Origin of the sequence: Paenibacillus sp. FSL H7-0918, assembly GCF_038007025.1 — a bacterium.
In the GTDB taxonomy this organism is placed as follows: domain Bacteria; phylum Bacillota; class Bacilli; order Paenibacillales; family Paenibacillaceae; genus Paenibacillus_AQ; species Paenibacillus_AQ odorifer.
Window position 1 is genome coordinate 335,964 of sequence record NZ_JBBOWJ010000001.1, and the last position, 24,502, is coordinate 360,465.

The 24,502-nt window shown below is 44.6% G+C and carries 24 protein-coding genes; all 24 read right to left on the minus strand.

From position 1 onward, the window contains the following. Position 1: 1 nt before the first annotated feature. The 24 genes from infB to MHI15_RS01705 all read right to left on the minus strand — a co-directional run bounded on the left by infB (position 2) and on the right by MHI15_RS01705 (position 24,498). Entirely contained in the window at positions 2–2,653 is a 2,652-nt protein-coding gene (gene infB, locus MHI15_RS01590; protein ID WP_076309717.1) for a translation initiation factor IF-2, read from the minus strand. Then, positions 2,646–2,936, minus strand: a complete 291-nt coding sequence (locus MHI15_RS01595) for a L7Ae/L30e/S12e/Gadd45 family ribosomal protein (protein WP_445667994.1) — start codon at positions 2,934–2,936, stop codon at positions 2,646–2,648. Before MHI15_RS01595 ends, infB begins: the two co-directional genes overlap by 8 nt. 25 nt (positions 2,937–2,961) lie before the next feature. Further along, complete coding sequence (gene rnpM, locus MHI15_RS01600; protein ID WP_036688467.1) at positions 2,962–3,270, minus strand: RNase P modulator RnpM; 309 nt, start codon at positions 3,268–3,270, stop codon at positions 2,962–2,964. A 28-nt stretch (positions 3,271–3,298) separates the two neighbouring features. Then, entirely contained in the window at positions 3,299–4,396 is a 1,098-nt protein-coding gene (nusA, locus tag MHI15_RS01605; RefSeq protein WP_036688470.1) for a transcription termination factor NusA, read from the minus strand. 26 nt (positions 4,397–4,422) lie between these two features. Next, on the minus strand, positions 4,423–4,890 hold the full coding sequence (rimP, locus tag MHI15_RS01610; protein ID WP_076127842.1) for a ribosome maturation factor RimP: 468 nt from the start codon (positions 4,888–4,890) through the stop codon (positions 4,423–4,425). 199 nt (positions 4,891–5,089) lie between these two features. Beyond that, positions 5,090–9,418, minus strand: a complete 4,329-nt coding sequence (locus MHI15_RS01615; RefSeq protein WP_341164065.1) for a PolC-type DNA polymerase III — start codon at positions 9,416–9,418, stop codon at positions 5,090–5,092. A 266-nt stretch (positions 9,419–9,684) separates the two neighbouring features. Beyond that, on the minus strand, positions 9,685–11,133 hold the full coding sequence (proS, locus tag MHI15_RS01620) for a proline--tRNA ligase (protein ID WP_036688477.1): 1,449 nt from the start codon (positions 11,131–11,133) through the stop codon (positions 9,685–9,687). Positions 11,134–11,158: 25 nt separating this feature from the next. Beyond that, positions 11,159–12,433, minus strand: coding sequence for an RIP metalloprotease RseP (gene rseP, locus MHI15_RS01625; RefSeq protein ID WP_076127839.1), 1,275 nt, complete (start codon positions 12,431–12,433; stop codon positions 11,159–11,161). Between the two features lie 247 nt (positions 12,434–12,680). Beyond that, positions 12,681–13,820, minus strand: coding sequence for a 1-deoxy-D-xylulose-5-phosphate reductoisomerase (locus MHI15_RS01630; RefSeq protein ID WP_341164066.1), 1,140 nt, complete (start codon positions 13,818–13,820; stop codon positions 12,681–12,683). A gap of 23 nt (positions 13,821–13,843) precedes the next feature. Next, entirely contained in the window at positions 13,844–14,647 is an 804-nt protein-coding gene (locus MHI15_RS01635; RefSeq protein WP_076127836.1) for a phosphatidate cytidylyltransferase, read from the minus strand. 20 nt (positions 14,648–14,667) lie between these two features. Beyond that, positions 14,668–15,435 carry an isoprenyl transferase gene (locus MHI15_RS01640; protein ID WP_076127834.1) on the minus strand — a complete coding sequence of 256 codons (768 nt, stop codon included), beginning with the start codon at positions 15,433–15,435 and terminating at the stop codon, positions 14,668–14,670. Positions 15,436–15,513: 78 nt separating this feature from the next. Next, positions 15,514–16,068, minus strand: a complete 555-nt coding sequence (gene frr / locus MHI15_RS01645) for a ribosome recycling factor (protein ID WP_076127832.1) — start codon at positions 16,066–16,068, stop codon at positions 15,514–15,516. Beyond that, positions 16,068–16,796 (minus strand): UMP kinase, encoded by a 729-nt coding sequence (gene pyrH / locus MHI15_RS01650; protein ID WP_036688491.1) that lies wholly within the window; start codon positions 16,794–16,796, stop codon positions 16,068–16,070. Before pyrH ends, frr begins: the two co-directional genes overlap by 1 nt. A gap of 102 nt (positions 16,797–16,898) precedes the next feature. Next, entirely contained in the window at positions 16,899–17,549 is a 651-nt protein-coding gene (gene tsf / locus MHI15_RS01655; RefSeq protein ID WP_036688492.1) for a translation elongation factor Ts, read from the minus strand. Positions 17,550–17,681: 132 nt separating this feature from the next. Then, positions 17,682–18,383, minus strand: a complete 702-nt coding sequence (rpsB, locus tag MHI15_RS01660; protein ID WP_036688493.1) for a 30S ribosomal protein S2 — start codon at positions 18,381–18,383, stop codon at positions 17,682–17,684. Positions 18,384–18,544: 161 nt separating this feature from the next. Then, positions 18,545–19,201, minus strand: coding sequence for an endolytic transglycosylase MltG (locus tag MHI15_RS01665; RefSeq protein ID WP_076182641.1), 657 nt, complete (start codon positions 19,199–19,201; stop codon positions 18,545–18,547). Next, positions 19,198–19,776, minus strand: a complete 579-nt coding sequence (locus MHI15_RS01670; protein WP_076279614.1) for a hypothetical protein — start codon at positions 19,774–19,776, stop codon at positions 19,198–19,200. Before MHI15_RS01670 ends, MHI15_RS01665 begins: the two co-directional genes overlap by 4 nt. A gap of 49 nt (positions 19,777–19,825) precedes the next feature. Continuing rightward, a complete protein-coding gene (locus MHI15_RS01675; RefSeq protein WP_076127826.1) occupies positions 19,826–20,140 on the minus strand; it encodes a hypothetical protein in 315 nt (104 codons plus the stop codon). 51 nt (positions 20,141–20,191) lie between these two features. Beyond that, positions 20,192–21,595, minus strand: a complete 1,404-nt coding sequence (locus MHI15_RS01680; protein ID WP_036688497.1) for a DUF342 domain-containing protein — start codon at positions 21,593–21,595, stop codon at positions 20,192–20,194. A gap of 29 nt (positions 21,596–21,624) precedes the next feature. Beyond that, complete coding sequence (locus MHI15_RS01685) at positions 21,625–22,413, minus strand: FliA/WhiG family RNA polymerase sigma factor (protein WP_076127824.1); 789 nt, start codon at positions 22,411–22,413, stop codon at positions 21,625–21,627. Between the two features lie 90 nt (positions 22,414–22,503). Beyond that, positions 22,504–22,914: a hypothetical protein gene (locus MHI15_RS01690; protein WP_370510671.1), complete on the minus strand. Its 411-nt coding sequence runs from the start codon at positions 22,912–22,914 to the stop codon at positions 22,504–22,506. A gap of 2 nt (positions 22,915–22,916) precedes the next feature. Then, positions 22,917–23,414: a chemotaxis protein CheD gene (locus tag MHI15_RS01695; protein ID WP_036688499.1), complete on the minus strand. Its 498-nt coding sequence runs from the start codon at positions 23,412–23,414 to the stop codon at positions 22,917–22,919. Beyond that, entirely contained in the window at positions 23,407–24,000 is a 594-nt protein-coding gene (locus MHI15_RS01700) for a chemotaxis protein CheC (protein ID WP_282579874.1), read from the minus strand. The genes MHI15_RS01695 and MHI15_RS01700 overlap by 8 nt, the downstream gene beginning before the upstream one ends. A 36-nt stretch (positions 24,001–24,036) precedes the next feature. Continuing rightward, the gene (locus MHI15_RS01705; RefSeq protein WP_036688501.1) at positions 24,037–24,498 is read right to left on the minus strand and encodes a chemotaxis protein CheW; all 462 of its coding nucleotides are present in this window, start codon (positions 24,496–24,498) and stop codon (positions 24,037–24,039) included. Positions 24,499–24,502: the final 4 nt, after the last annotated feature.

Here is a 24,502-nt window from a genome sequence, read left to right on the forward strand (position 1 = left end):
CTTAGCGCTCTACAGTTTCCATAAGAAACGCTTCGATAATGTCGCCCTCTTGGACGTCATTATAGCGTTCCAAAGTTATGCCACATTCATAACCTTGCGCCACTTCTTTGGCATCATCTTTGAAACGTTTCAAAGTATCAACCTTACCTGTGAACACTACGATTCCGCTACGGATCAAGCGCATTTCAGCATTACGGGTAATTTTACCGGAAGTAACCATACATCCTGCAATGGTACCCACTTTGCTGATTTTGAACACGCTGCGAACTTCGGCGTGACCGATAACATTCTCTTTATAGATAGGATCGAGCATACCTTTCATGGCACTTTCGATTTCTTCAATTACATTGTAGATAATGTTGTGCAGACGAACATCTACTTTTTCTTGCTCAGCAGCTGCTTTGGTCTGTGCGTCTGGACGAACGTTAAAGCCGATAACGATAGCATTCGATGCTGCTGCAAGCGTAATATCGGATTCAGTAATCGCACCAGCACCGCTGTGAATGATCTTCACGCGCACGCCTTCCACTTCGATCTTAGCCAAGGATCCTTTAAGCGCCTCGACTGAACCTTGTACGTCAGCTTTGATAATCACGTTAAGGTCTTTGATCTCGCCATCTTTAATGTGCTGGAACAGATCATCCAAAGTTACACGGGTGTTCGTATTCAGCTCAGATTGACGTTGGGAAGTAGAACGTCTATCAGCAATCGCACGCGCTTTACGCTCGTCTTCAAAAGCCATAAACGGATCGCCAGCTTGTGGCACCTCAGTCAAACCAGTAATTTCTACTGGAGTAGATGGTCCAGCTTCTTTGATCTTACGACCTTTATCATTGACCATCGCACGTACACGTCCGAAGCAGTTACCTGCTACAAAGGCATCGCCGACTTTCAACGTACCGTTCTGAACGAGTATACGAGCAACTGGTCCACGGGATTTATCAAGCTCAGCTTCTATAACAGTACCGCGTGCCCGTTTGTCAGGGTTCGCTTTGTACTCATTAACTTCAGCTACGAGCAGGATCATTTCCAGCAGTTCTTCCAAGTTAATACGTTGTTTCGCAGAGAGGTTAACGAAGATGGTATCTCCACCCCACTCTTCAGGAACAAGTTCATAACTTGTAAGCTCTTGCTTCACCTTATCAGGATCTGCACCCGGTTTGTCGATTTTATTAACAGCGACAATAATCGGAAGTCCAGCAGCCTTAGCGTGTGCAATAGCTTCAACGGTCTGAGGCATAACACCGTCATCAGCAGCTACTACGATAATTGTCATATCCGTAACCTGTGCACCACGAGCACGCATAGCAGTAAATGCTTCGTGACCAGGTGTATCAAGGAACGTGATTTTCTTTTGGTTGATTTCGACTTGATAAGCACCGATGTGCTGAGTGATTCCGCCGGCTTCGCCTAGCGTCACATTGGTCGAACGAATAGCATCAAGTAGTGTAGTTTTACCATGGTCAACGTGACCCATAATAGTAACTACTGGAGGACGAGTCTGAAGATCCTCTTCATTGTCATTCTCTTCCACTGTTTCGAAGCTGTCCTCGTCAACAGGAATCTTCACTTCTACTTCTACGCCAAATTCAGCAGCGAGTAGCAAAATGGTGTCGATATCAAGTTCTTGGTTGATGGTAGCCATAACACCCATCGAAATCAGCTTTTTGATTACTTCAGAAGCATCCTTGTGAAGCAATTTCGCTGTTTCACCAACGGTCATGCTGCCACGAACGATGATTTTCTTAGGTGTGTTATCGATCTTCTCGCGGTGTACCATTGGCTGGTTCTTGCCACGGCCATTCTTACCACCACGACCGCGGTAGTTACCACCTTTACCATCATCGAAACGTCTTTGATTATTATTCGGTCTGCCACCAGTTGTGTTCTTTTTAGGACCTCTGTCATCACCGCGTGTGAAACCTCCGCCTGTGCCAGATTGACCTTGTGGACGGCTGTCAGTGCGTGGTGCACTGCTTTGTCCTTGCGGACGGCTGCCACTTGTGTTGCTGCCTTGTGGACGGCTTCCACCAGTGTTGCTGCCTTGTGGGCGGCTACCACCAGTATTGCTGCCTTGCGGACGGCTGCCACCAGTATTGCTACCTTGTGGACGGTTGCCGCCAGTATTACTGCTTTGCGGACGGCTGCCACCGGTATTGCTACCTTGTGGGCGATTGCCGCCAGTAGTGCTGCCTTGCGGGCGGCTGCTGCTAGTACTGTTAGTACGTGGAGCACCGCTTTGTTGCGGACGTGCATTCTGCGTTGAACCTGTTTGTGTTCTGCGGGAATCTTGTCCGCTTTGGGGCCTTGGGGACGTCGTCGATTGGTTGTTGTTTTGGTTACTGTTCATACCTACCTGCTTTTCCTGTTGATTTTTGTTGGCATTCTGAGCACTTTGAGGTTCGGCTGTTACCGCACCGGTTGTTACCGGCCGGCTGCTGGTGCCGGTATCCCGCTTGGCTGCAGCGTTTGATTTGATATCCTTAAAGAACTGTTCAACTTTGTTCACGGATCCATTCTCCATGACACTCATATGATTATTCACAGGGACATTCAAACGCTTCAGAATAGTAATAATTTCTTTACTGCTCATGTTTAGTGACTTGGCGTATTCGTACACGCGCAATTTATCTTTGTTCTCTTCTTTAGTCAATAAATCCACCTCCGACAGTATCTCCGAGTTGCTTGGAGATCATTTCCGCGAATCCTTTATCCGTAATGGCCAGTACTACACGCTGGTCTTTACCAATACTTGCACCGAGTTCATCCCGGTGAAATGCGATTACTAGTGGAATATCGTAAGTTCCGCATTTATCACGGAACTTTTTTTGGGTATTATCTGAAGCGTCACCTGCCAGAACGACCAGCTTCGCCTCTGAAGACCGTACAACTTTGAGTACAGCCTCGTCACCGGTGACTATCTTGCCTGCTCTCATGGCAAGCCCTAAATAAGAAAGCGCCTTACTCATTATCCTCACTATCCTTTGCTGCTAGAAACTGCTCTTCCACGGAAGTAAACTCCCGGGCTAGCTGGGCGTAGATTTCAGGACTCACTTGACATTTCAATGCACGGTCAAGTGCTTTGTTCTTTTGTGCCAGCTGAAAGCATTCAAGCTTGCCGCATATGTAAGCACCACGGCCTGACTTCTTGCCCGTCAGATCAATCAGCACTTCACCTTCAGGCGTTCTTACCACACGAATCAGCTCTTTTTTAGGCATCATCTCTTGGGTAGCAACGCATTTACGCAGCGGCACCTTTTTTTGTTTCATAACAAACGCCTCCCGTCAAGCAGGTTAATTAATCTATGGAGACGGAATCCTGATGCATTTCATCAATAGAAGATTTCGGTCTGCCGTATTCCTGCTCCGCTTGAGTTTCACTCTTGATATCAATCTTCCAGCCGGTAAGTTTAGCGGCAAGACGTGCATTTTGCCCTTTAATACCGATAGCCAGTGACAATTGATAATCAGGAACGATAACTCTCGCCATCTTCTCCGCTTCAAAGACTTGAACTTCAAGAACCTTTGAAGGGCTAAGTGCATTCGCAACATATTCCTGCACCAGATCAGAATAACGGACGATATCGATCTTCTCACCGCGAAGCTCAGTAACGATGGTCTGAACGCGTGTGCCTCTTGGACCTACGCAAGAACCAACGGGATCTACTTCTGGATTGCGGGAATACACAGCAATCTTCGAGCGGAAGCCAGCTTCACGGGCTACAGAACGAATCTCAACTACACCGTCAAATATTTCAGGAACTTCAAGCTCGAACAGACGCTTCAGTAATCCAGGATGACTGCGGGAGAGCATAATCTGCGGACCTTTTGTTGTATTCTCAACTTTTGTGATATAAGCCTTGATGCGTTCGCTTTGTTTGAACTTTTCACCTGGCATCAATTCGCTAAGCGGAAGAACCGCTTCGATTTTGCCAAGATCAATGTAAATGTTCCGCATATCTTGACGTTGAACTAGTCCAGTAACGATATCATCTTCTTTGTCGATAAAAGCATTATAGATAAGTCCACGCTCTGCCTCGCGAATTCGTTGAGTTACAACCTGCTTAGCAGTCTGTGCGGCAATACGTCCAAAATCACGCGGTGTCACTTCAAGCTCAGCGATATCTTCCAGCTGGAAATGCGGGTTAATTTCTCTGGCTGCCGGCAATGAGATTTCAGTCCTTGTATCCAGGACCTCCTCAACAATTAACTTGCGGGCAAACACTTTAATGACACCTGTATTGCGATTCATGTCAACACGCACGTTCTGTGCTGCATTGAAATTACGTTTATAACTAGAGATCAGCGCCGCTTCAATCGCTTCAAACAGCACATCTTTACTGATGCCTCTCTCCCTCTCCAGCTCATTCATTGCTTCAATAAACTCCATACTCATGAATTTCCGGCCCCCCTTTCAAGACGTTAAAAAATAATGGCCAATCTCGCACTTGCGACCTTGGCGTACGGTACTACATGTTCTTTTTTGCCCGCGGAGATGAGCAGTTCCTCGTTCTCGAACGAGAGCAAACGACCTTCAAATTCTTTGAGTCCTTGAATCGGCTCATAAACAGTCACATACACGTCCTTACCTACCGCTTTAGCTACATCCGCAGCTTTTTTGAGAGGACGCTCTGCTCCCGGCGAGGAAACCTCAAGGAAATATGCCTCAGGAATAGGATCATTCTCATCTAACTTCTGACTGAAATATTCGCTAATGATCCCGCAGTCATCAATATCAATGCCGCCTTCTTTATCTACGAATATACGCAGAAACCAATTGGAGCCTTCCTTCACGTATTCAACGTCCACCAGTTCGAAACCATTGTCGTCGAGATAGGGCCCGAGCATCTGCTCTACCGTTTGTTTAATTTTAGATTTGGGTGTGCTCAAAAGAAAATTACCTCCACGAACTTGTCTTTTGCTATATACCAAAGATAAAGAGTGGGTTTCCCCACTCTTTACACAACGGACTTATCTCATTATTACCAAAGAAATTATACCATAGGGAAACTGGACTGACAAGTGCTAGCCCTTGACTCCCCCTTTGGAGCACTCTTTTCTAGCCATGAAATAAGTGTTGTTAAAGCCTTTAAAATAGGGAAAGTTGATTGCTTTCCGGTAAGCCGCGGAAGCAGCCCATGCCGGTCAGCAGCTCTATAACCGTCTTACTTGCCTTTGATTTCTGCTGGAAATCTTCAATAGACAGGAACTCGCCAGCATCTTTCGCAGCAGCTATGTTGATAGCAGCATTCTCACCAATTCCCGCTAAAGCAGAAAACGGAGGAATCAAACTCTTGTCATCAACAATAAACTTATTCGCTTCTGAGCGGTAAAGATCAATGTTTTTGAATGTAAACCCACGTGCCGTCATCTCCAAAGCCATCTCAAGGACAGGCAACATAGCCTTTTCCTTAGGCAAAGCTTGAAATCCTTTTTGCTCAATTTCTACGATCTGACGGCTGATGGCTTCATACCCCTTACAGCACAATTCAATATCAAAATCTGCTGCACGTACAGAGAAATAAGTCGCATAATATTCAATAGGATGATACAGCTTGAAGTAGGCGGTACGTACTGCAGAAATTACGTATGCAGCTGCATGCGCCTTCGGGAACATGTATTGAATCTTTAGACAAGAATCAATATACCATTGTGGGACCTTGCACTTTTTCATTTCCTCGATCCATTCGTCAGACAAACCTTTACCTTTACGAACACTCTCGGTAATTTTAAAGGCCAAGCTCGCATCCATTCCCGCTTTATAAATTAAGAAGAGCATGATGTCATCACGACAACCGATAACGGTCTTAATGTTACAAGTGTTATTCTTTATAAGCTCTTGAGCGTTACCAAGCCAAACACCAGTACCATGAGACAAACCTGATATTTGCAGTAAGTCAGCAAAGCTGGACGGCTTCGACTCAATAAGCATTTGACGTACGAACTTGGTACCCATTTCGGGCACACCATAGGTCGCAACCGGTGATCTGATTTCGTCAGGTCTTACTCCAAGTGCATCTGTAGAGTTAAACATGCTCATTACTTTCGGATCATTCATCGGGATAGAAGTTGGATCAACACCTGTCAAATCCTGAAGCATCCGCATCATCGTCGGATCATCATGACCCAGAATATCAAGCTTCAGCAAATTCGCGTCAAAAGCGTGATAATCAAAGTGTGTGGTCTTCCATTCAGCATTGACATCATCCGCCGGGAATTGTACTGGCGTAATATCTTCTACCTCCATATAGTCTGGAACAACGACTATACCACCCGGATGCTGTCCCGTACTACGTTTAACGCCTGTACAGCCAGCCGCCAGACGGCCAACTTCAGCTCCACGCCAACGTTTCTGGTGAAGTTCTTCGTATTTTTTTGCAAATCCGAAGGCTGTCTTCTCAGCTACGGTACCAATCGTTCCGGCACGGAATACATTTTTCTCACCAAACATTTCTTTGGTAAAGTTATGTGCATTCGGTTGATATTCCCCTGAGAAATTCAAGTCGATATCGGGGACTTTATCCCCCTTAAATCCAAGGAAGGTCTCGAACGGAATATCCTGGCCTTCACCTTTGAGCTTCAGACCGCAATCCGGGCAGACTTTATCTGGTAAATCGAATCCGCTCCGCACACTACCGTCCAGGAACCATTCATTATGGCGACACTCGGGGTTTAGGCAAATATAATGCGCAGGCAAAGGATTAACTTCTGAAATTCCTAGAAATGTAGCTACTACAGATGAACCTACGGAACCCCGCGAGCCTACGAGATACCCATCCTGATTTGACTTTTTAACGAGACGTTCAGAAATCAAATAGTTGGCAGAGAACCCGTATTTAATAATCGGTGCAAGCTCTTTCTCCAAACGGGCAATAACTACCTCAGGCAGCTCTTCACCGTAAATGGATTTGGCAGTATTGTAGCAGGTCTCGCGAATTTCTTCGTCCGCCCCGTCAATAATTGGTGTAAATAGCTTATCTGGAAATAGCTCCAGTTCTTCAAAACGCTCCGCCAGCTCAACTGTATTTGTGACAACGACTTCCATCGCTTTTTCAGCACCAAGAAATTCGAATTCAGACAGCATTTCATCTGTTGTGCGGAAGTGTGCATCCGGTTTGCGTTGGTCTTTAAGCGGACTAAAGCCCGTAATCCCATTAATCGTAATATCACGATACAGCTTGTCCCGGGGTTCAAGATAATGTACATTCCCCGTTGCGATAACAGGTTTATTCAACTGTTCCCCTATTTCGCAAACCTTCCGGACTACATCGCGAAGCTCATCAGGGCCTGCTACAAAGCCCTTGTCCACCAAGTGCATGTACATGGTCAATGGCTGAATCTCCAGCACATCATAAAAATGAGCAACCTCCATGGCTTCCTCAGTCGTTTTGTTGAGTACTGCTTCAAAAAACTCTCCACGTTCACAACCGGAAATCACTAGCAGTCCATCTCTATGCTCTTCCAGCTTGGATTTTGGAATACAAGGTACACGTTTGAAATATTCCGTATGTGACATGGAAATGAGCTTATAGAGATTCTTTTTCCCTATTTGATTTAGTGCATAAATATTACAGTGGAACGGTCGTGTGTTCGAAAGATCATTACCCACATAATCGTTTAGTCGATCAAGGCGGGTCATGCCCTTCATCTTTTCAGCATCTGCGAGCAATCCTGTTAATATACCGCCGAGTGCTATGGTATCATCAATCGCACGGTGATGGCTTTCCAGAAGAACTTTATATTTATCGGCTAATGTGTTCAGCCTGTGATTCTTCATGCTTGGATATAGTAACCGCGCGAGCTCAAGCGTATCAAGAGATGGATTCGGAAGCACAGGTTCACCTATTTTACGTAACGAGGCCTGAATAAAACCCATATCAAATCTGGCGTTATGAGCTACAAGGATACTGTCACCCACAAATTCAACAAACTTACGCAGCACTGGTTCAAGATCAGGAGCATCCTTAACCATTTCATCCGTAATATTGGTCAATTGCTGAATATGATAAGGGATTTTCTCATGCGGATTAACAAAAGTAGAATAACGGTCTACTTCTTTGCCTTCGCACATTTTAATGGCCGCCAGCTCCGTAATATTATTGCGGGTAATCGATAAACCCGTGGTTTCTATATCAAACACTACATAGGTAGCTGTCTTCAAGTCCAAAGGCTGAGCGTTCTCAACAATATTCACAGAGTCATTTACAACATTAGCTTCCACGCCATAAATCATTTTTATCTTATGCTTATGAGCTGCATGGTTTGCATCAGGAAAAGCCTGAACGCCGCCATGATCAGAAATCGCAATCGCAGGATGCCCCCACTGGGCAGCTGTTTTGACATAGGTAGTGATCGGAGTGACCGCATCCATCGTACTCATCGTAGTGTGAAGGTGGAATTCCACCCGTTTCTTAGGAGCTGTATCTTTACGCGCAGGCGGTGCCTTAACTTCCGTTAAATCCGAAGGGATCATCACGAGCTCAGGAATCTGCATAAAACGGTCATATTCTACTTTCCCGCGTGCTCTTACCCATTTGCCATTAGCTAGCTGACTCATAACCTTCAGATCATCTTTAGTCTTCGCGAACATCTTCATTTGTAGAGAATCCGTAAAATCGGTCAGACTGAAAGTGAACAAGGTACTGCCATTGCGAAGCTCCTTACGATCCAGACCAAAAATGGTACCCTGAATTGTAATTTTCTTCTCTTCATCTTGAATTTCAAGAATCGGCACGGCCTGTTCCTTAATTTCATACCCCACTTGAAGCTTAATTACTTCATTAGGATCGCTATCATCAGCAGGAGCTTCTGTTTCCACAGCAGTCATCATCTGCTCAACGATCTCGCGTTGTTCTTGCTGAAGCTTTTGCTGAAATTCTTCGAATGCTTCAACATTATTATTTTCGTTCTCCGCCATTAGTAATTTAACCTTTAAGGAGAGACCGAAATACTTATCATAAAATTTAATAATTGCTCCATCGATGCTTTTTTTGCGAGCTAACTCCATCGAAGTGGAATCACTCATCGTTAACATTAAAGTATCCTCTTTAAGCTCCTGTGAGGAGCGGGTCAGCCAGCCGTTTACCGATGGAATCTCCCGATGTACCCACTCCAGAAACAGTCCCCAATATTCCTGGACAAGCTCCGCTCTGCTAACCTTCTCATCATAGATGAACAAAAAGCTTACTTTAGCTATATGCTGTAGCTTCTCACGCATTCTAAGGCAAAATGTCCGATATACCTGTGCTGGAACCAGACTATCTTTCGCTATAACGATTTGCCAGTCCCGGTTGCCACGACTGATCTCAACACGTTCTATATACCCATCCAAAAAGTAGGGGTCCATGATTGCAGGTGGAATTTCACCCTGCTTCATCAAGAGCTCGAACCTTTTTCTTCTCTCCTGGTTTTGTTCCATGCTTTCCTCCCACCTTTAATAACCCAGTTAAAACTATCCATGATATACAGTGAAAGTACAATATGATAAGAAGAAACGATGTAGTCGACTTTTAAAGACGACAACTGTTTCTCGTAAAAATATAAGAATTTATAGCGAAAACCTATAAATTCTTATATTTTAAAAAGCTTCTGGTTTCAAAAAGCATTGGGTTCTTACGGCCCGCCGACTCCTCTCGCCAGAAGCTAAATTAAAATACTACAAGACTGTTGATCGGTGCCTAATGATTAATACGCCTTTGCAAAAACCACAGTATGCTTGGCTGGTTGGCCACAGCAAATGCAGACTTGCTTAGTCTCCGCTGGATCAAAAGGAATATTGCGGCTACCCGCACCTGTCTCTTCCTTAACTTTGGACTCGCATTCTTCGGAACCACACCATCCAGCTAGAGCAAATCCACGTTTTTCGTCCATCGAAGCTTTCATTTCCTCCAAGGAATCCACAGAATAGAAATGGTCCTCACGGAATTTCAGCGCACGTTCGAACATTTCATTGTGAACCTGTTCAAGCATTGTTTGAACCTCTTCTACGAGGTTTTCCTGTTGAATAACCTTCTTCTCACCGGTGACACGTGAGACGAGAACGCAGACGCCATTCTCCATATCGCGTGGTCCAAGCTCCAAACGTACTGGCACTCCACGCATTTCATATTCATTAAACTTCCAGCCTGGGGTAACATCTGAACGATCATCTACACGTACACGAACGCCAGCATTCTTCAATTCCTTAAACAGCTCGTCCGTCCGCCCAATCACAGCTTCGCGGGTCTTAGGAGGTCCGATAGGAATCATAATAACTTGCGTTGGAGCTACCTTAGGCGGCAGAACAAGACCGCGGTCATCTCCATGTACCATAATCAAGGAGCCAATCAAGCGAGTGGTTGAGCCCCATGAAGTAGTGTGTACATACTCCAAATTATTGTCACGGCTTAAATATTGAATCTCAAAAGCTGTGGCAAACTTGGTGCCAAGGTAATGTGAAGTAGCAGCCTGAACAGCGCGTCCATCCTTCATCATCGCTTCAATAGAATACGTATCTACCGCACCGGCAAAACGCTCGGAAGGTGTCTTTTGTCCGGTAATAACCGGAATGGCAAGATAGGTCTCGACAAAATCACGGTAGTTATCCAGCATCCGCATAGTTTCTTCACGAGCTTCCGCTTCATTCTCATGCGCGGTATGCCCTTCTTGCCAAAGAAACTCAGTAGTGCGGATAAATGGCAATGTACGTTTCTCCCAACGAACCACGTTCGCCCATTGATTGATAAGTACAGGAAGATCACGATAAGATTGAATCCATTTGGAGTACATGTGGCCGAACATGGTCTCTGAAGTAGGACGAACTGCGAGACGTTCCTCAAGTACGTCACCACCCGCTTCTGTTACCCATGGCAGCTCTGGATTAAAGCCTTCAATGTGATCCTTTTCCTTCTGAAAGAAACTCTCTGGAATGAACACTGGAAAATAAGCGTTTCGATGCCCAGTTTCCTTGAGTCGACGGTTCATTTCCTCCTGAATATGCTCCCATATTTCATAGCCTTCTGGCTTAAATACAATACAGCCACGAACAGGAGAGTAATCCATCAAGTCTCCTTTTTTAATAACATCAATATACCAGCGTGAGAAATCCTCGCTTTGCGGCGTGATTTCCGTAACGAATTGTTTATCTTTTGCCATGTAATGGAATGCCTCCCGAAGAAAATTAGCCGCTGATCAAACGTAAAATATCATTATACGTAACAGCAATCATTAATAAAAATAGCAGTGCAAAACCTACAAAGTGAACCATGCCTTCATGACCCGGATCCACAGGTTTGCCACGCAGTGCCTCTACACCTAGGAATGCCAGACGGCTTCCATCGAGTGCCGGAATCGGCAAGAGGTTAAATATCCCCAGATATAGACTCAAAATAGCGGCCCAGTATGTAAGATACTGAATACCTTGTTGAGCAATTTGACCGGTTACTTCAAACGTACGAACCGGACCTCCAATATCATCCATATTGAATTTATTGATCAATTGTTTAAAGCCCAAAAAGATAGCTTCTGTCGTATCGACCATAGCTTTTCCTGAACCTGTTATCGTCTCGCCAAAACCAGCTTTACGAGTAGGCAGCTCAGGAGTGATGCCTATTTTACCGCCTTCTTGCCCTTCCATACTACGAGGAACTAGCGTAACGTTAAGGGTTTCCTCTCCCCGCTGCAGCGTCCAGTTCATTTCTTTCCCTTTGGACTCCGAGGTCAAGCTAATCATTTTTTGGTAATCAGCACCGATCTTCTCACCATTGATGGAGACAATGATGTCGCCCTTTTGGAGTCCTGCTTCTTGCGCAGGCATTCCTTCGGAGACGTCGCCAATCTTAACAAAAGTAGGATTTTCAACTTGAATACCGACCATTTGCAAATGGATGGCGAAGAGTACAAAGGCTAACAGAAAGTTCATCACAGGACCCGCAACAATAGCCAACGCACGCTGACCCACGGTCTTGCTGCCGAATTGACGATCTTTAGGTGCAATTTGTGTCTGTTGCGTTCCTTTAATCATCATCGCTTGCGGATGAACATCATAAGTAGTAACTTCTCCGTCCACATCTAAGGTAATCTGCAATTTATCCTCGAGATCGGTATTCAGCGCCTCACCACGGATAACATTTCTACGGGTGTCTAGTGCATCCAGATAAATGTTTTTAACTTTATTGTCTTGTCCGAGCCTTACCGCAATGGTCTGTCCAGAACCAATCTCGACAATCTCAGGATCTTCACCAGCCATACGGGCATAACCGCCAAAAGGCAGTAAGCGAAGAGTGAACTGAGTCTCATTCCGTTTATAAGAAAACAGTTTCGGACCGAAACCGATAGCAAATTCCCTCACGAGAATACCGGCGCGTTTGGCAAAATAATAGTGACCCCATTCGTGTACAGTCACAAGTACAAAAAACATGAGCACCGTTAAAAAAACGACCTGAACCATTTCCAAACGTATCATCCCCCTTTAGGTGTAAGACCGAAGTATGTCCTCTTAATTTATCATTATTCTCCGATCAGGCACAAGAGAATCAACTGTCCCAACCTATTTTTAGGGCAAAGTAAGTATTTCCAGTCAAGCAATAACACCATCGGTGTCCCTTAAGGAGTCGGTACGCGTTTACGCGAGAAATATAAGGATACTGTATAAAGTGAAACTTATACTTTCTTATATTTCTAAAAGGAGATCTTTCAACGTTCTACAGCGTAGCTGCCAGTTCTCGAACACGTCTATCACAGGATTCAATTTGTTCCAGATTCGGATTATGCTCGTTATTATGACGATCTAGCACTTCTCCGATTATCTCCTCAATACGCAGGAACGAGATCTCATGACTCAAGAATCGAGCAACAGCTATTTCGTTCGCAGCATTAAAAGCTGTAGTCGCCGTTCCACCAGCTTTTCCACAATCTATCGCTAGCTTCAGTGCAGGGTAACGTTCAAAGTCCATTTCACGGAAGGTCAAACGTCCTATCTCAGCTAACGACAACCGCTGAGCCGGAGATTCCCAACGAGCTGGATAAGTAAGTGCATATTGAATCGGGACACGCATATCGGGATTGCCAAGCTGGGCAATAATACTGCTGTCACGGAATTCAACATATGAGTGAATGATGCTCTCCGGGTGCAGCAGCACATTCACTTGTTCATACGGAAGACCGAATAACCAATGCGCTTCAATAACCTCTAGGCCCTTGTTCACCATTGTAGCAGAATCTATCGTTATTTTCGCGCCCATGCTCCAATTCGGATGACGAAGCGCATCTTCTACCGTCACATCCTTAAGCTGATCACGCGTGAAGTCGCGGAATGAGCCGCCGGATGCTGTTAAAGTAATGTAGGCAATATCTGAGATGTTCTCGCCATTGAGACATTGATAAATAGCTGAATGCTCACTATCAATCGGCAACAGCTTAACTCCCTTACGATTAGCAAGATCAGTGACCAAATGTCCGGCCGTTACTAATGTCTCTTTATTGGCGAGTCCAATATGTTTGCCAGCTTCAATTGCCGCTAGTGTTGATTGAAGCCCTACGCTTCCCATAACAGCCGTTACGACCATTTCGGCTTCGCCGCCAGCCGCCACTTCAACAAGCCCTTCATTCCCGCTGTAAAGCTCTATACCAGAAGGTAGGCTGGATCTAATCTCATCTGCCAGCTCTTTCGTTGCCACAGAGACTCTACGCGGGTTAAAACGACGAACTTGCTCCAGTAATAATGTTGTATTTGTTCCGGCCGCCAAGCCATCTACTTCAAAAGAGTCTGGGTGCATTGCGATGACATCTAGAGTCTGAGTGCCGATCGAACCCGTCGAACCTAGAACACTTATTTTTTTCATAGTTATACTCTCTCTCCCTTCGTTTAATAGTAAGGCATAAGCATTACAATATGTACGAATGGAAATACGATAATCCAGCTGTCACATCGATCAAGAATACCGCCATGCCCTGGCAAAAGTGTACCTGAGTCTTTAATGCCATACGCACGTTTATAAGCTGACTGCACAAGATCTCCAAGCTGTCCTAATATCGCACAAGAAAGCCCAATAAGCAATGCTCGTCCTATCGTCAAGTGTTCAGGAGCAAGCAGCGCAAACACGATAGAAATAAGCATCGAGATCAGTACCCCGCCAACAGCACCTTCCACCGTTTTGTTAGGACTGATGGCCGGCCAGAGCTTGTTCTTGCCAAAGCTTCTGCCTACAAAATATGCCCCCGCATCACTGCCCCAAATGCAGAACAGGAGCAAAAAAGTCCAGAACAAACCATGTCCGTCATCCGATGCACGAGCCACGGCCATATAAGAGAAGCCCATTCCAATGTATACAATACCAGTAAACAGCAAGGCTGTTACTCGAATATCTAATTTATTTTTAGTAAAAACGGTGACCAGAAGGAACAATAACAGCAGAATCCAAATCCCTTGCTCCCAGGACAACGGCTCATTAACACCAAGCAAATTCCATGGGATCATGAAGCTTAGAATAGCTGCGTAACCCAGAACAGTAGTACCGGAAAGCGTAGGAATACCTATCATTTTGACAAATTCATAAAAACCTATAAGAGCCATAGCAATAAGCAGAACCTGATACGGCCAGTTTCCCAGTACACATAACCCTAAAAATAATACTCCGGCAACAATTCCGGTAATCAATCGCTGCTTCAAAGGTTCCATCTCCTAACAAGCTACTTCAGTCCACCATAACGGCGTGTTCGTCGTTGATATTCAGCAACGGCCTGATGCAAATGCTCTTTGTCGAACTCAGGCCAGTACACATCAGTAAACCACAGTTCACTATAGGCAACCTGCCATAACATAAAATTGCTAAGCCGAATTTCTCCGCTTGTACGTATCAGCAAATCAGGATCGGGTAAACCAGCAGTTAATAGTCTGTTGTTAATCAACTCTGATGTAATTTCTTCTGGCGACAATATACCAGCTTGGATATCTTTCCCTAAGCTGCGCATACAGCCTTCTATTTCATTGCGTCCACCATAGTTAAGAGCAAAATTTAAGATCAATCCAGTATTCTCTTTTGTTCGAGCTACCGCCTCTTCCATAGCCTTACGGGTATATGAAGGTAAAGCGTCAGCGTCACCCATCATGCGTACTTGAACATTCTTCTCGATTAGCTCATCAAGCTCAATCGCCAGAAACTCCCCAGGCAAACGCATCAAGTAATCGACTTCTTCTTTCGGGCGTATCCAGTTTTCTGTCGAGAACGCATACATCGTTAAGTATTTAATACCTAATTCGTCTGCAGCGATCGTAGCACGTTTGACAGCCTTCATGCCGTTCTGATGACCCATAACGCGCGGTAAGCCGCGCCGTTTAGCCCAGCGTCCATTACCATCCATTATCACAGCCACATGCCGGGGAATGTTATCCGGTGAAATCTCGACTGACTGTTGCCTGTCTTTACGGCTCAGCCACGCTTGAATCCGTTTGATCATTTCCGTTTCCTCCAAGCTCTTATCAGAAAGAGACAAACCCCACCATTAACGGAGGGGCCTTAAGTCTCTTGAATATCATTAAACTTCCATAATCTCTTTTTCTTTGGAAACAAGCACTTTGTCAACTTCGGCTATGAACTTATCCGTTGTTTTTTGAATGTCTTCCTGATGGCCACGGGACTCATCTTCAGAGATACCGTTTTTCTCCATCTTTTTAATATCATCGTTGGCATCACGGCGAATGTTGCGGATCGCAACTTTCGCTTCTTCACCAAATTTCTTAGTCAGCTTAACCAAGTCCGTCCGACGCTCTTCAGTCAGCGGAGGGATAGAAAGACGAATAATGGTGCCGTCATTGGCAGGTGTCAATCCGATATCGGATTTCATGATCGCCCGTTCAATATCAGACATCGATGTTTTGTCCCACGGCTGAATCAACAGTGTCCGGGAATCCGGAGTGCTAATGTTGGCCAGCTGATTAATTGGAGTAGGTGCCCCGTAATATTCAACTTGAATACGATCGAGAAGTGATGTTGTTGCACGTCCTGCACGTAATGTTGCCAAGTCCCGTTTCAGCGATGAAATCGCTTTTTCCATACGCTCTTCAGCATTTTTTTTGACCGATTGTGGCATTAATCTACACTCCCTTTAACAATCGTTCCGATCTTCTCACCGAGAACGACACGTTTGATATTGCCTTGTTCTGTAATGGCAAATACAATGAGCGGTATATTGTTATCCATGCATAAAGATGAAGCTGTTGAATCCATAACACCGAGGTTTTTGTTCAGAACATCCATATAAGTAAGCTGTTCGAATTTCTCAGCGGTACTATCTTTGAACGGATCAGCAGAATATACTCCATCAACCTTATTTTTCGCCATCAGAATAACTTCTGCTTCGATCTCTGCCGCTCTAAGTGCTGCAGTAGTATCTGTTGAGAAGAATGGGTTACCTGTGCCTGCTGCAAAAATAACAACACGGCCCTTCTCCAAGTGGCGAATCGCACGACGACGAATGTATGGTTCAGCAATTTGCTGCATCGAGATCGAAGTCTGTACTCTTGTTGGCACATCGATTTGCTCCAATGCATCCTGCAGTGCAAGTGAGTTCATTACTGTTGCCAGCATGCCCATATAATCTGCAGTAGCGCGATCTATGCCGCTTGCGCTGCCCGCGATCCCGCGCCAAATGTTCCCCCCGCCACAAACAATCGCAACCTGAACGCCAAGTTCTACAACTTCCTTGATCTGTTCAGCGATGGAAATAATCATGTCGGCATCAATACCATATCCGTTTTGTCCTGCCAAAGACTCTCCACTTACCTTAAGGACTACTCTCTTAAATACCGGCTGTTCCAAATGTATACCCTCACTTTCTGCAAAAGACGGAACACTACGTGTACGTGTTCCGCTCTTCTGATGCTTGCCTCTATTCAATTCTTCACATTTATGATGAAACTATTATTGATTAACTTGTGCCATAACTTCTTCAACAAAGTTATCCACTTTCTTTTCCAAACCTTCGCCAAGTTCAAAACGAGCAAAACGACGGATCGAGATGTTTTCTCCGATGGTGCTGATTTTTTCATTCAACAATTGGGAGATTGTTTTGTCAGGGTCTTTAACGAAAGTTTGCTCAAGCAAGCAATATTCTTCGTAATATTTACCAATACGTCCTTCAACCATTTTTTCAATGATTTTCTCAGGCTTACCTTCGTTCAAAGCTTGAGCTTTCAGGATTTCTTTTTCTTTTTCAACATCTTCTTGTGGAACTTCTTCACGACGAACATAACGCGGGTTTGCTGCAGCGATTTGCATAGCGATATCGCGAGCAAATTCCTTGAAGGAATCTGTTTTACCAACAAAGTCAGTTTCGCAGTTGATTTCTACAAGTACACCAATACGGCCGCCAGCGTGGATGTAAGATTCTACAACGCCTTCAGTAGCAATACGTCCTGCTTTGTTCGCTGCTGCAGACAGACCTTTTTCACGAAGTAATTCTGCTGCTTTAGTGATATCGTTATTAGCTTCTTCAAGCGCTTTTTTACAATCAAGCATACCAGCGCCTGTTCTTTCACGAAGTTCTTTTACTGCTTTTGCATCAACTGCCATTGTTTATTCCCTCCAGGTAATTGTCGTTTTCTTACATTATTCAAGGCCTTTATCCTAAAAAAAGGGCAGTGAGAGGTTATCCACCTGCCAACCACCCTTTTCATTTAAGTTCTTGTATGTGTTAGTCGCTACTTAAGCAGTAGTTGTGTCTTCGCCTTGGTGAGCTTCAACAACAGCGTCTGCCATTTTACCAGTCAACAATTTAACAGCGCGGATAGCGTCGTCGTTACCTGGAATTACGTAGTCGATTTCGTCTGGATCACAGTTAGTATCAACGATAGCTACGATTGGAATACCCAATTTGCGAGCTTCTGCAACTGCAATACGCTCTTTACGCGGGTCAATGATGAACAGCGCGCTTGGAAGACCTTTCATGTTCTTGATACCGCCCAAGAATTTTTCAAGACGATCTTTCTCTTTGCGAAGAAGGATAACTTCTTTCTTAGGTAGTACTTCAAAAGTACCGTCTTCTTCCCAAGATTCCAATTTCTTCAAGCGATCAATACGCTTTTGGATAGTTTGGAAGTTGGTAAGAGTTCCGCCCAACCAACGTTGGTTAATGAAGAACATACCGGAACGTTCTGCTTCTTCTTTTACGGAATCTTGAGCTTGTTTCTTTGTTCCTACGAATAGGATTGTGCCGTTGTCACCAGCGACGCTTTTTACAAAGTTGTAAGCTTCCTCTACCTTTTTGACTGTTTTTTGCAAGTCAATAATGTAAATTCCGTTTCTTTCAGTGAAGATATAACGATCCATCTTTGGGTTCCAACGACGAGTCTGGTGACCGAAGTGTACCCCAGCTTCTAGAAGCTGTTTCATGGAGATTACTGCCATCTTCACACACCTCCTAAGTTTGGTTTATTGTGTGTCTCCTCCGCCATGCGTCATCTTTCAGCAAGACTTTCTTCAGAAGAAAGCACCCCTTGTCGAAATCAACCGGCGTGTGTTTTAACACCGTCAATTACTATACCATATTATCTCAGTGTATGCAACGATCACTTTAAAGTTATTAATTTCTCTATTATCGAGTCAATACTTTCTCCCTTATTAAAGCTATAAGAACCGGATTGAATTTTGGTATTAATCTTACGTTTGTTTGCAGCCTCTAGAAAAGTAGACTTATCTTTAATGACGCCAGCCTTCGCTAAAATATCTGTTGTTGCGGTCAATGTGCTGCCAGATGGAATTCGAACAGAAACACTAGCATTTGCTGTGACTTTAGGCGTTACAGGAGCTACAGCGGTTGGAGCGGCACTGGCCTTTGGAGTGACCTTTGGCTGCTCAACCTTGCCGTTAGTAGGCGTAGATGGCTTGTTCGGCGCAATGGCTTTATCAGAGCTCTCAGGCGTTGTAGGTGACACTGCCGGCGTGGGGGAGGCTGCAGCAGCCGGCGCAGAGGGGCTGACGTTCTCCTTGCTTTCTGCTGTCGCCCCCCCGGTCTCTGTGACTTCCTCTTTATTATCATTCTCAGCTTCCCCCGAGGAAGGTTCTGCAGCTTCATCGATGACTTTCATATTCAATTTCTCCGCACCCTGTAGAACTTGTTCTTTGGTAAGTGGAGCCGCTCCACCGGAGATCATTAGTTGAAGTAATAAAGCGCCAGTAATTAGTCCTGTGCCTAGCCCGAACAAGAATGAACGGTTCTTAATCATACCGATTCCTCCTGTTTGGCAAGTTGCAGAATCAGTTGCACTTCCCCTCGCTGAAGTCCAGCTGTCTTGGCAATGGAGTCTATCGATTTGCCCTGCTCATGCAGTTCAAACAATCTTGGGTAACGTAATTTTATCGAACTAATAGGTTTCGCTTTCACATCTGGCGACACTGAACTCATCTCTGCTGGGAGAGACGGATCTTCGTTTACACCAACTTTAACCTTCGAACCTTGTTCAACCGACACTGCAAGTTCTTTCAAACTCTTCTCTTCCTCGGCCACTCGTGCTTCTAGCTTTAAAGAGCTGTTCTGCAACTCTACCACTTGACTCTGTAATTCATTAACCTGTCCCTGCAGTACATTATGATTAGTTTGCGATTGTTGTTTAATACTACTAACTAATTGTACCAGTTCCTCATTCTCGCGCTCTATGTCTGCCATATATAGCTCAAGCGCAGCCTCTGTTTCTTTGAGGCTTTGCTGATTAGCTTTTCCTTCCTTTACACGTGCGGGAAGTAAAAGGGCATAAAGAATAGCGGCGACACCTACTAGCACAATATAAACCCATGGTTGCAAGTGCCTTATCTCCTTTTACATATCAGATGTAGATTCGTGTAGATTCTTATTAAAGACTTAGATCAATGCGTTGGCCTTTGTAAGGATGCTCAGCATCACGGGTTGCAGGCGGGTTCGAATGTTTATCTGACGAAGAATTGCCACCTGAATGCTGATTGCCTTTTCCACCGCCATCCCGTAAAGCTGATTCAGAAGACTCATCCACTTCAGTGCTCCGCATGGCCAATTCCTGACTTTGTTTTACATTTTGCCCAGCCAATTGATGTTGGTCGATAGCAGGACGTTGCTGAGATTCATTCTGAAGCTTGCCCGCCTCCGTGGTGCGAGGCAAAGCAATTTGCAGTTCCACCGGTTTTAGGCTCATCTTAACCCTTCTCTCACAAGTAATGGCCGGCCGCAAATGCTGCCCGCCCGATTAATTGTACGGCGTTAAAGATATATCCCCATCACTGTAAATAAACACAACCCGCTCCGTAGCATCCTTAACAAATCGGGTATATCTGCCGATCATGATCTTTGAACCGCCATAAATGGTTTTGATAACCTCAACTCTCGCTCTACCTGTATCTTCTAACATTCTTTCTATCTCTAGCACCCGTTCTTTAATTCTTTTTTCTTCACGTTGATGGGATTGTTTTGTAGCATTTAATTTGACGCGAAGCGCCACTTTATCCGCAGGGAGCTGACCGTTAGTAGCCAATTGATTTAATAGATACAAAGCTTTAGAGGTTTTATCCTCGTTCTCCAGCAGCTGCCGCAGCTCTTGACGAAGTTCGTTAATCTCATTTCTAAGCTCTGGAACCACGCCTACCTCAATCACAGTCGCAGTGGACATGGTGTTACCTATAGTTCTTGCTACAACTCTTTCTCCAGACTGAACGATTCCACCCACTATCAAACCTTTAGAGCCGTTACAGATAACATCTCTACCAGCACGTATATTGGAGTGCATAATACTCTGAGAAACAATTACATCTTCCCCAGCGGTTACGTTTCCATCTTGAATGAAAGAAACCTTCACACTTTTTCCAGCGGTAACTTGGCCTTTGTTATATCCGATAATTCCACCAGTAATTTCAATGGAGCCCCCAGAGATTAACTCTGCACCTTCAACGCCGCCTACAACCCGAATATCACCGGCAGACTTTACCGTAAAGCCTGAAAGGACATTCCCACGTATGACGACTGTACCTACAAAATCAATATTTCCAGTGCCGTAATCGACATCACCATTCACTTCATATACAGGAAACACATTAATTTTCCCGTTATCAGTTAACGTGACCAGTCCATCAATCGCTGCGTACATCGAAGTGCCATCGTTATCAATGAGTACATTTTTCCCGATTTTAAAATGAGCTTCCTTTCCAGCCTTGAAAGCAAGCTCATCACCAGTTACAGTCATCCCTAACTTTCCAGGCTGGGCAGGGATAATTTTAGCTATTAACTTTCCTTTAAGCACATTACGAAGCCGGACCAAGTCCTTGTAGTCGACCTTACCATCCGCTTTCTCAAGCGGTTTGCGGTCCTCTTCCAGATCAACTGTAAGCATAACTCGTCCATCTGTGCCATGCACAGCAGGATAACCTGCAGCAATCGGAACTTTACTCCAAAAAAACTCCTCAGGATGACTACTAATACGTTCGACAACATCACTCTTGATACCGTAGCGAATATTGTGACTGTGCAGGAAGGCTTCCAGTTCTGTAGATGAGCAGGAAAAATTCTCATCCTTTTTGGAGAACTGCAAATACGCGATTCCTTTGTCCTCCGAAAAAGTTATACTCAAGTACTGATTCAAAGCATATTGACCGATCAAATTTTGCTCCCCCTTGTCACCGCTAACGGTTAATCGTTCTGCATAAGGAGATCACGGTTCTTCTCGAGCGTTCCCCTCAGCCGCAAAATAGCTTTGGAATGCAACTGCGAAATTCTTGAAGGAGATAACGACATGACCTCAGCAATCTCACTTAAAGATAAATCTTCATAATATAAAAGGGACACAACGGTCCTTTCTTTCACCGTTAATTTCTCAATACCTTTGGTGAGCGCTTCGCGCAAGTAGAATTCATTTACCTTGCTATCCGGATTCTTAGCTTTATCGTCCACCAGTATGGACATTCGGGTCTCTGATTCCTCTTCACGAATCGGGTCTTCCAGTGAACAAAGTGACATCACAGCCACATCCTGCAACATATTTTGAAATTCCAGTTCACTAATATTAAGGTATTGGCTCATTTCCTCGTCACTAACTGACCTTAAGTGCTTCTGCTCCAGCTGCTGATAAGCGTCCTCAATTTTTTTAGCTTTTTCCCTAACGGATCTAGGTACCCAATCACTTTGGCGTAATGAATCTAATATCGCACCACGCACACGCCAGGACGCATAGGTCTGAAACTGCAATCCTCGTTTGTAGTCGAATTTCTCAATCGCATCAATTAGTCCCATAACCCCATTACTGGCTAAATCATCTTTGGATACATTTTTGGGTAATCCCACAGCCAAACGACTGGATACATAATCAACAATATGGAGATAACTCTCTATCAGCTTCTTTTTGGCATCAGGGTCTCTGTGTTCTTTCCACTGTTCCCATAGCTCGTCAGTTTCCAATTGAGAAGCTTTACGCTCGTTCAATAGCTTTCACCCTTCCCAAAGTTTAGTCAGCGAGCATTCGCGGCGAAATGTACCTTCCAATAAGATCACCGATTCCGCCTCAGCCCTCACTTATTCTTCTTTCAGGTGACGAACGGCCTTGGCCAATTCTTCAGGATCCTTCATCGAAACTAGCTTAGGAGGTGTAAGAGGCTTAAATCCCTCGCTATTTTCGTTTCCTTGTCCTGGCTTCGGTTTTAGTAGATTGATTAATTCTTCATCCTCATTAGGCGTGCTGATATCCAGCTTCGCCCCAAGTTCTTCACCACCAGTATCCACTTCATCCGGAGGCGATGTTTGAATCATAATAAAACCCAATACCCATCTTACGAGGAAAGCAAGCAGAAACCAGATGATAAATGCAATTAGGCTTCTTAATAAACTAGTACCCAATACATTGTTACTGTAGGTTACAAAAAAGGTAAATATGAAACCTACCAAACCCGACACCAAGTTTATCAAAATGTTTCCAATCATATTCATAATTATAGTTCCTTAGCGCCTTTTTGCACACTGCGAATAAACAATATACCAGTGTTGCAGGCTATTTCTATCGTACGGCCATAATTGCCGCCTGTGTCTTCTGCGATTAACGGAATTTTTAAATTTTCAAGTGCTAGTTTACAAGATTCAACATTACGAGGCCCGATCCTCATGGTGTCGCTCCCCCCGGCAAAGGCAAACATTTGTGAACCTCCGGCCATCTTGGCTACGATCCGGCTCCGAACCGCCCCAAGCTCTAGCAGACGGGATAAGAGCTCCGGCACTGCAGTATCTGCAAACTTAGCGATGTTTAACTGCCCTTCCCTAGCAATCTCAGATGATGGGAGCATTACATGCGCCATCCCTGCAAGCTTTTTTCCAGGGTCAAACAATGTTAATCCCACGCAGGAGCCAAGACCTGTGGTACGAATTAAACTGTCTTGGCTACCCACGTTAAGATCCGCCATCCCTACTTTAATAATGCTTTGTTCTTCAATCATTTTCAAAAGGAACTCCTAGCGATTTGAAGATTTTCGGGAATGATTCCGGATCGGGAATAAGGAAAAATTGCCCTTCAATTTCGTTTTTCCCTTCGAAGAAGGTAGTGTCGATCAACAATGCATCGTCCCCCATCTGCCCGAATTGCAGCAGACCGTAGCTAAGGATAGCGCCAGCCATGTCCATAGCAAGGGCCGGCACCGTTGGATACATAGAAAGTGCGGTGAAATCTGCTAGAGAAGAAAGATACGATCCTGCCAAAATATTGCCAATTTCGCTTAGTGCAGAGAGCTCCATTTCTCCAAGCTCTTCATTACTCGATAGCTCAATGCCCGCAATACGACTAAGCAAGTTCATAGCCGCTTCTGGTGACAGAATGAAAAACAGGTTACCTGGAGCTTCACCCTCCACACGTAGAAACACCGCATATACAAGTTCTTCGGCTCCGCCAACTTTATCTGTTATTTCTTCAAAGTTAAGGAGCTGTACCTTAGGAACAGCCATATCTATCGGCTTATTCAAGAGCTGTGATAATGCGGTGGCTGCATTTCCAGCTCCAATGTTCCCAACTTCCTTAAGCACATCCATTTTGAAATCCTTATAGTGCTTAAATAGTTCCACAGGTTAGCCCTCTAGGCTTTCTAATTGAACGATTTCGCTTTTGTTAAGCACTTCTGACAAGTTAAGCATAATCAGTAAGCGCTCGTCTCCAATCTTGGCCACCCCATCCAAATACTTTGCCTTGATGCCGCCAACAACATCAGGAGGTGTATCAATAGAATCTCTGTTCAAATCTATAACATCATTTGCAGAGTCTACAATGAAACCTACTTCCATTTCATTAACAGACACGATGATGATTCTTGTCTGATCGGTGTGTTCAGCCTCTTCGATGCCGAAACGGCCCCGTAGATCAATTACAGGAATAACAACCCCACGTAAATTAATTACACCTTTGATAAATGAATAGGTCTTAGGTACACGAGTAATGGGCATCATGCGCTCAATAGTTTGTACCTTTTCAACTTCAATTCCATATTCCTCTACGCCTAATTTAAACACTATCACTTTAATATCTTCAGCCATGGAA

What these genes read in the sequence shown, in the direction of transcription:
- MHI15_RS01705 (WP_036688501.1), bottom strand. Translation starts at nt 24,498, where the DNA reads ATGGCTGAAGATATTAAAGTGATAGTGTTTAAATTAGGCGTAGAGGAA.
- tsf (WP_036688492.1), bottom strand. Translation starts at nt 17,549, where the DNA reads ATGGCAGTTGATGCAAAAGCAGTAAAAGAACTTCGTGAAAGAACAGGC.
- rnpM (WP_036688467.1), bottom strand. Translation starts at nt 3,270, where the DNA reads ATGAAACAAAAAAAGGTGCCGCTGCGTAAATGCGTTGCTACCCAAGAG.
- nusA (WP_036688470.1), bottom strand. Translation starts at nt 4,396, where the DNA reads ATGAGTATGGAGTTTATTGAAGCAATGAATGAGCTGGAGAGGGAGAGA.
- proS (WP_036688477.1), bottom strand. Translation starts at nt 11,133, where the DNA reads ATGGCAAAAGATAAACAATTCGTTACGGAAATCACGCCGCAAAGCGAG.
- MHI15_RS01665 (WP_076182641.1), bottom strand. Translation starts at nt 19,201, where the DNA reads ATGATTAAGAACCGTTCATTCTTGTTCGGGCTAGGCACAGGACTAATT.
- MHI15_RS01630 (WP_341164066.1), bottom strand. Translation starts at nt 13,820, where the DNA reads ATGAAAAAAATAAGTGTTCTAGGTTCGACGGGTTCGATCGGCACTCAG.
- MHI15_RS01595 (WP_445667994.1), bottom strand. Translation starts at nt 2,936, where the DNA reads ATGAGAGCAGGCAAGATAGTCACCGGTGACGAGGCTGTACTCAAAGTT.
- MHI15_RS01615 (WP_341164065.1), bottom strand. Translation starts at nt 9,418, where the DNA reads ATGGAACAAAACCAGGAGAGAAGAAAAAGGTTCGAGCTCTTGATGAAG.
- MHI15_RS01690 (WP_370510671.1), bottom strand. Translation starts at nt 22,914, where the DNA reads ATGAATATGATTGGAAACATTTTGATAAACTTGGTGTCGGGTTTGGTA.
- rpsB (WP_036688493.1), bottom strand. Translation starts at nt 18,383, where the DNA reads ATGGCAGTAATCTCCATGAAACAGCTTCTAGAAGCTGGGGTACACTTC.
- MHI15_RS01695 (WP_036688499.1), bottom strand. Translation starts at nt 23,414, where the DNA reads ATGATTGAAGAACAAAGCATTATTAAAGTAGGGATGGCGGATCTTAAC.
- MHI15_RS01640 (WP_076127834.1), bottom strand. Translation starts at nt 15,435, where the DNA reads ATGATCAAACGGATTCAAGCGTGGCTGAGCCGTAAAGACAGGCAACAG.
- MHI15_RS01675 (WP_076127826.1), bottom strand. Translation starts at nt 20,140, where the DNA reads ATGAGCCTAAAACCGGTGGAACTGCAAATTGCTTTGCCTCGCACCACG.
- MHI15_RS01700 (WP_282579874.1), bottom strand. Translation starts at nt 24,000, where the DNA reads ATGGATGTGCTTAAGGAAGTTGGGAACATTGGAGCTGGAAATGCAGCC.
- frr (WP_076127832.1), bottom strand. Translation starts at nt 16,068, where the DNA reads ATGCCACAATCGGTCAAAAAAAATGCTGAAGAGCGTATGGAAAAAGCG.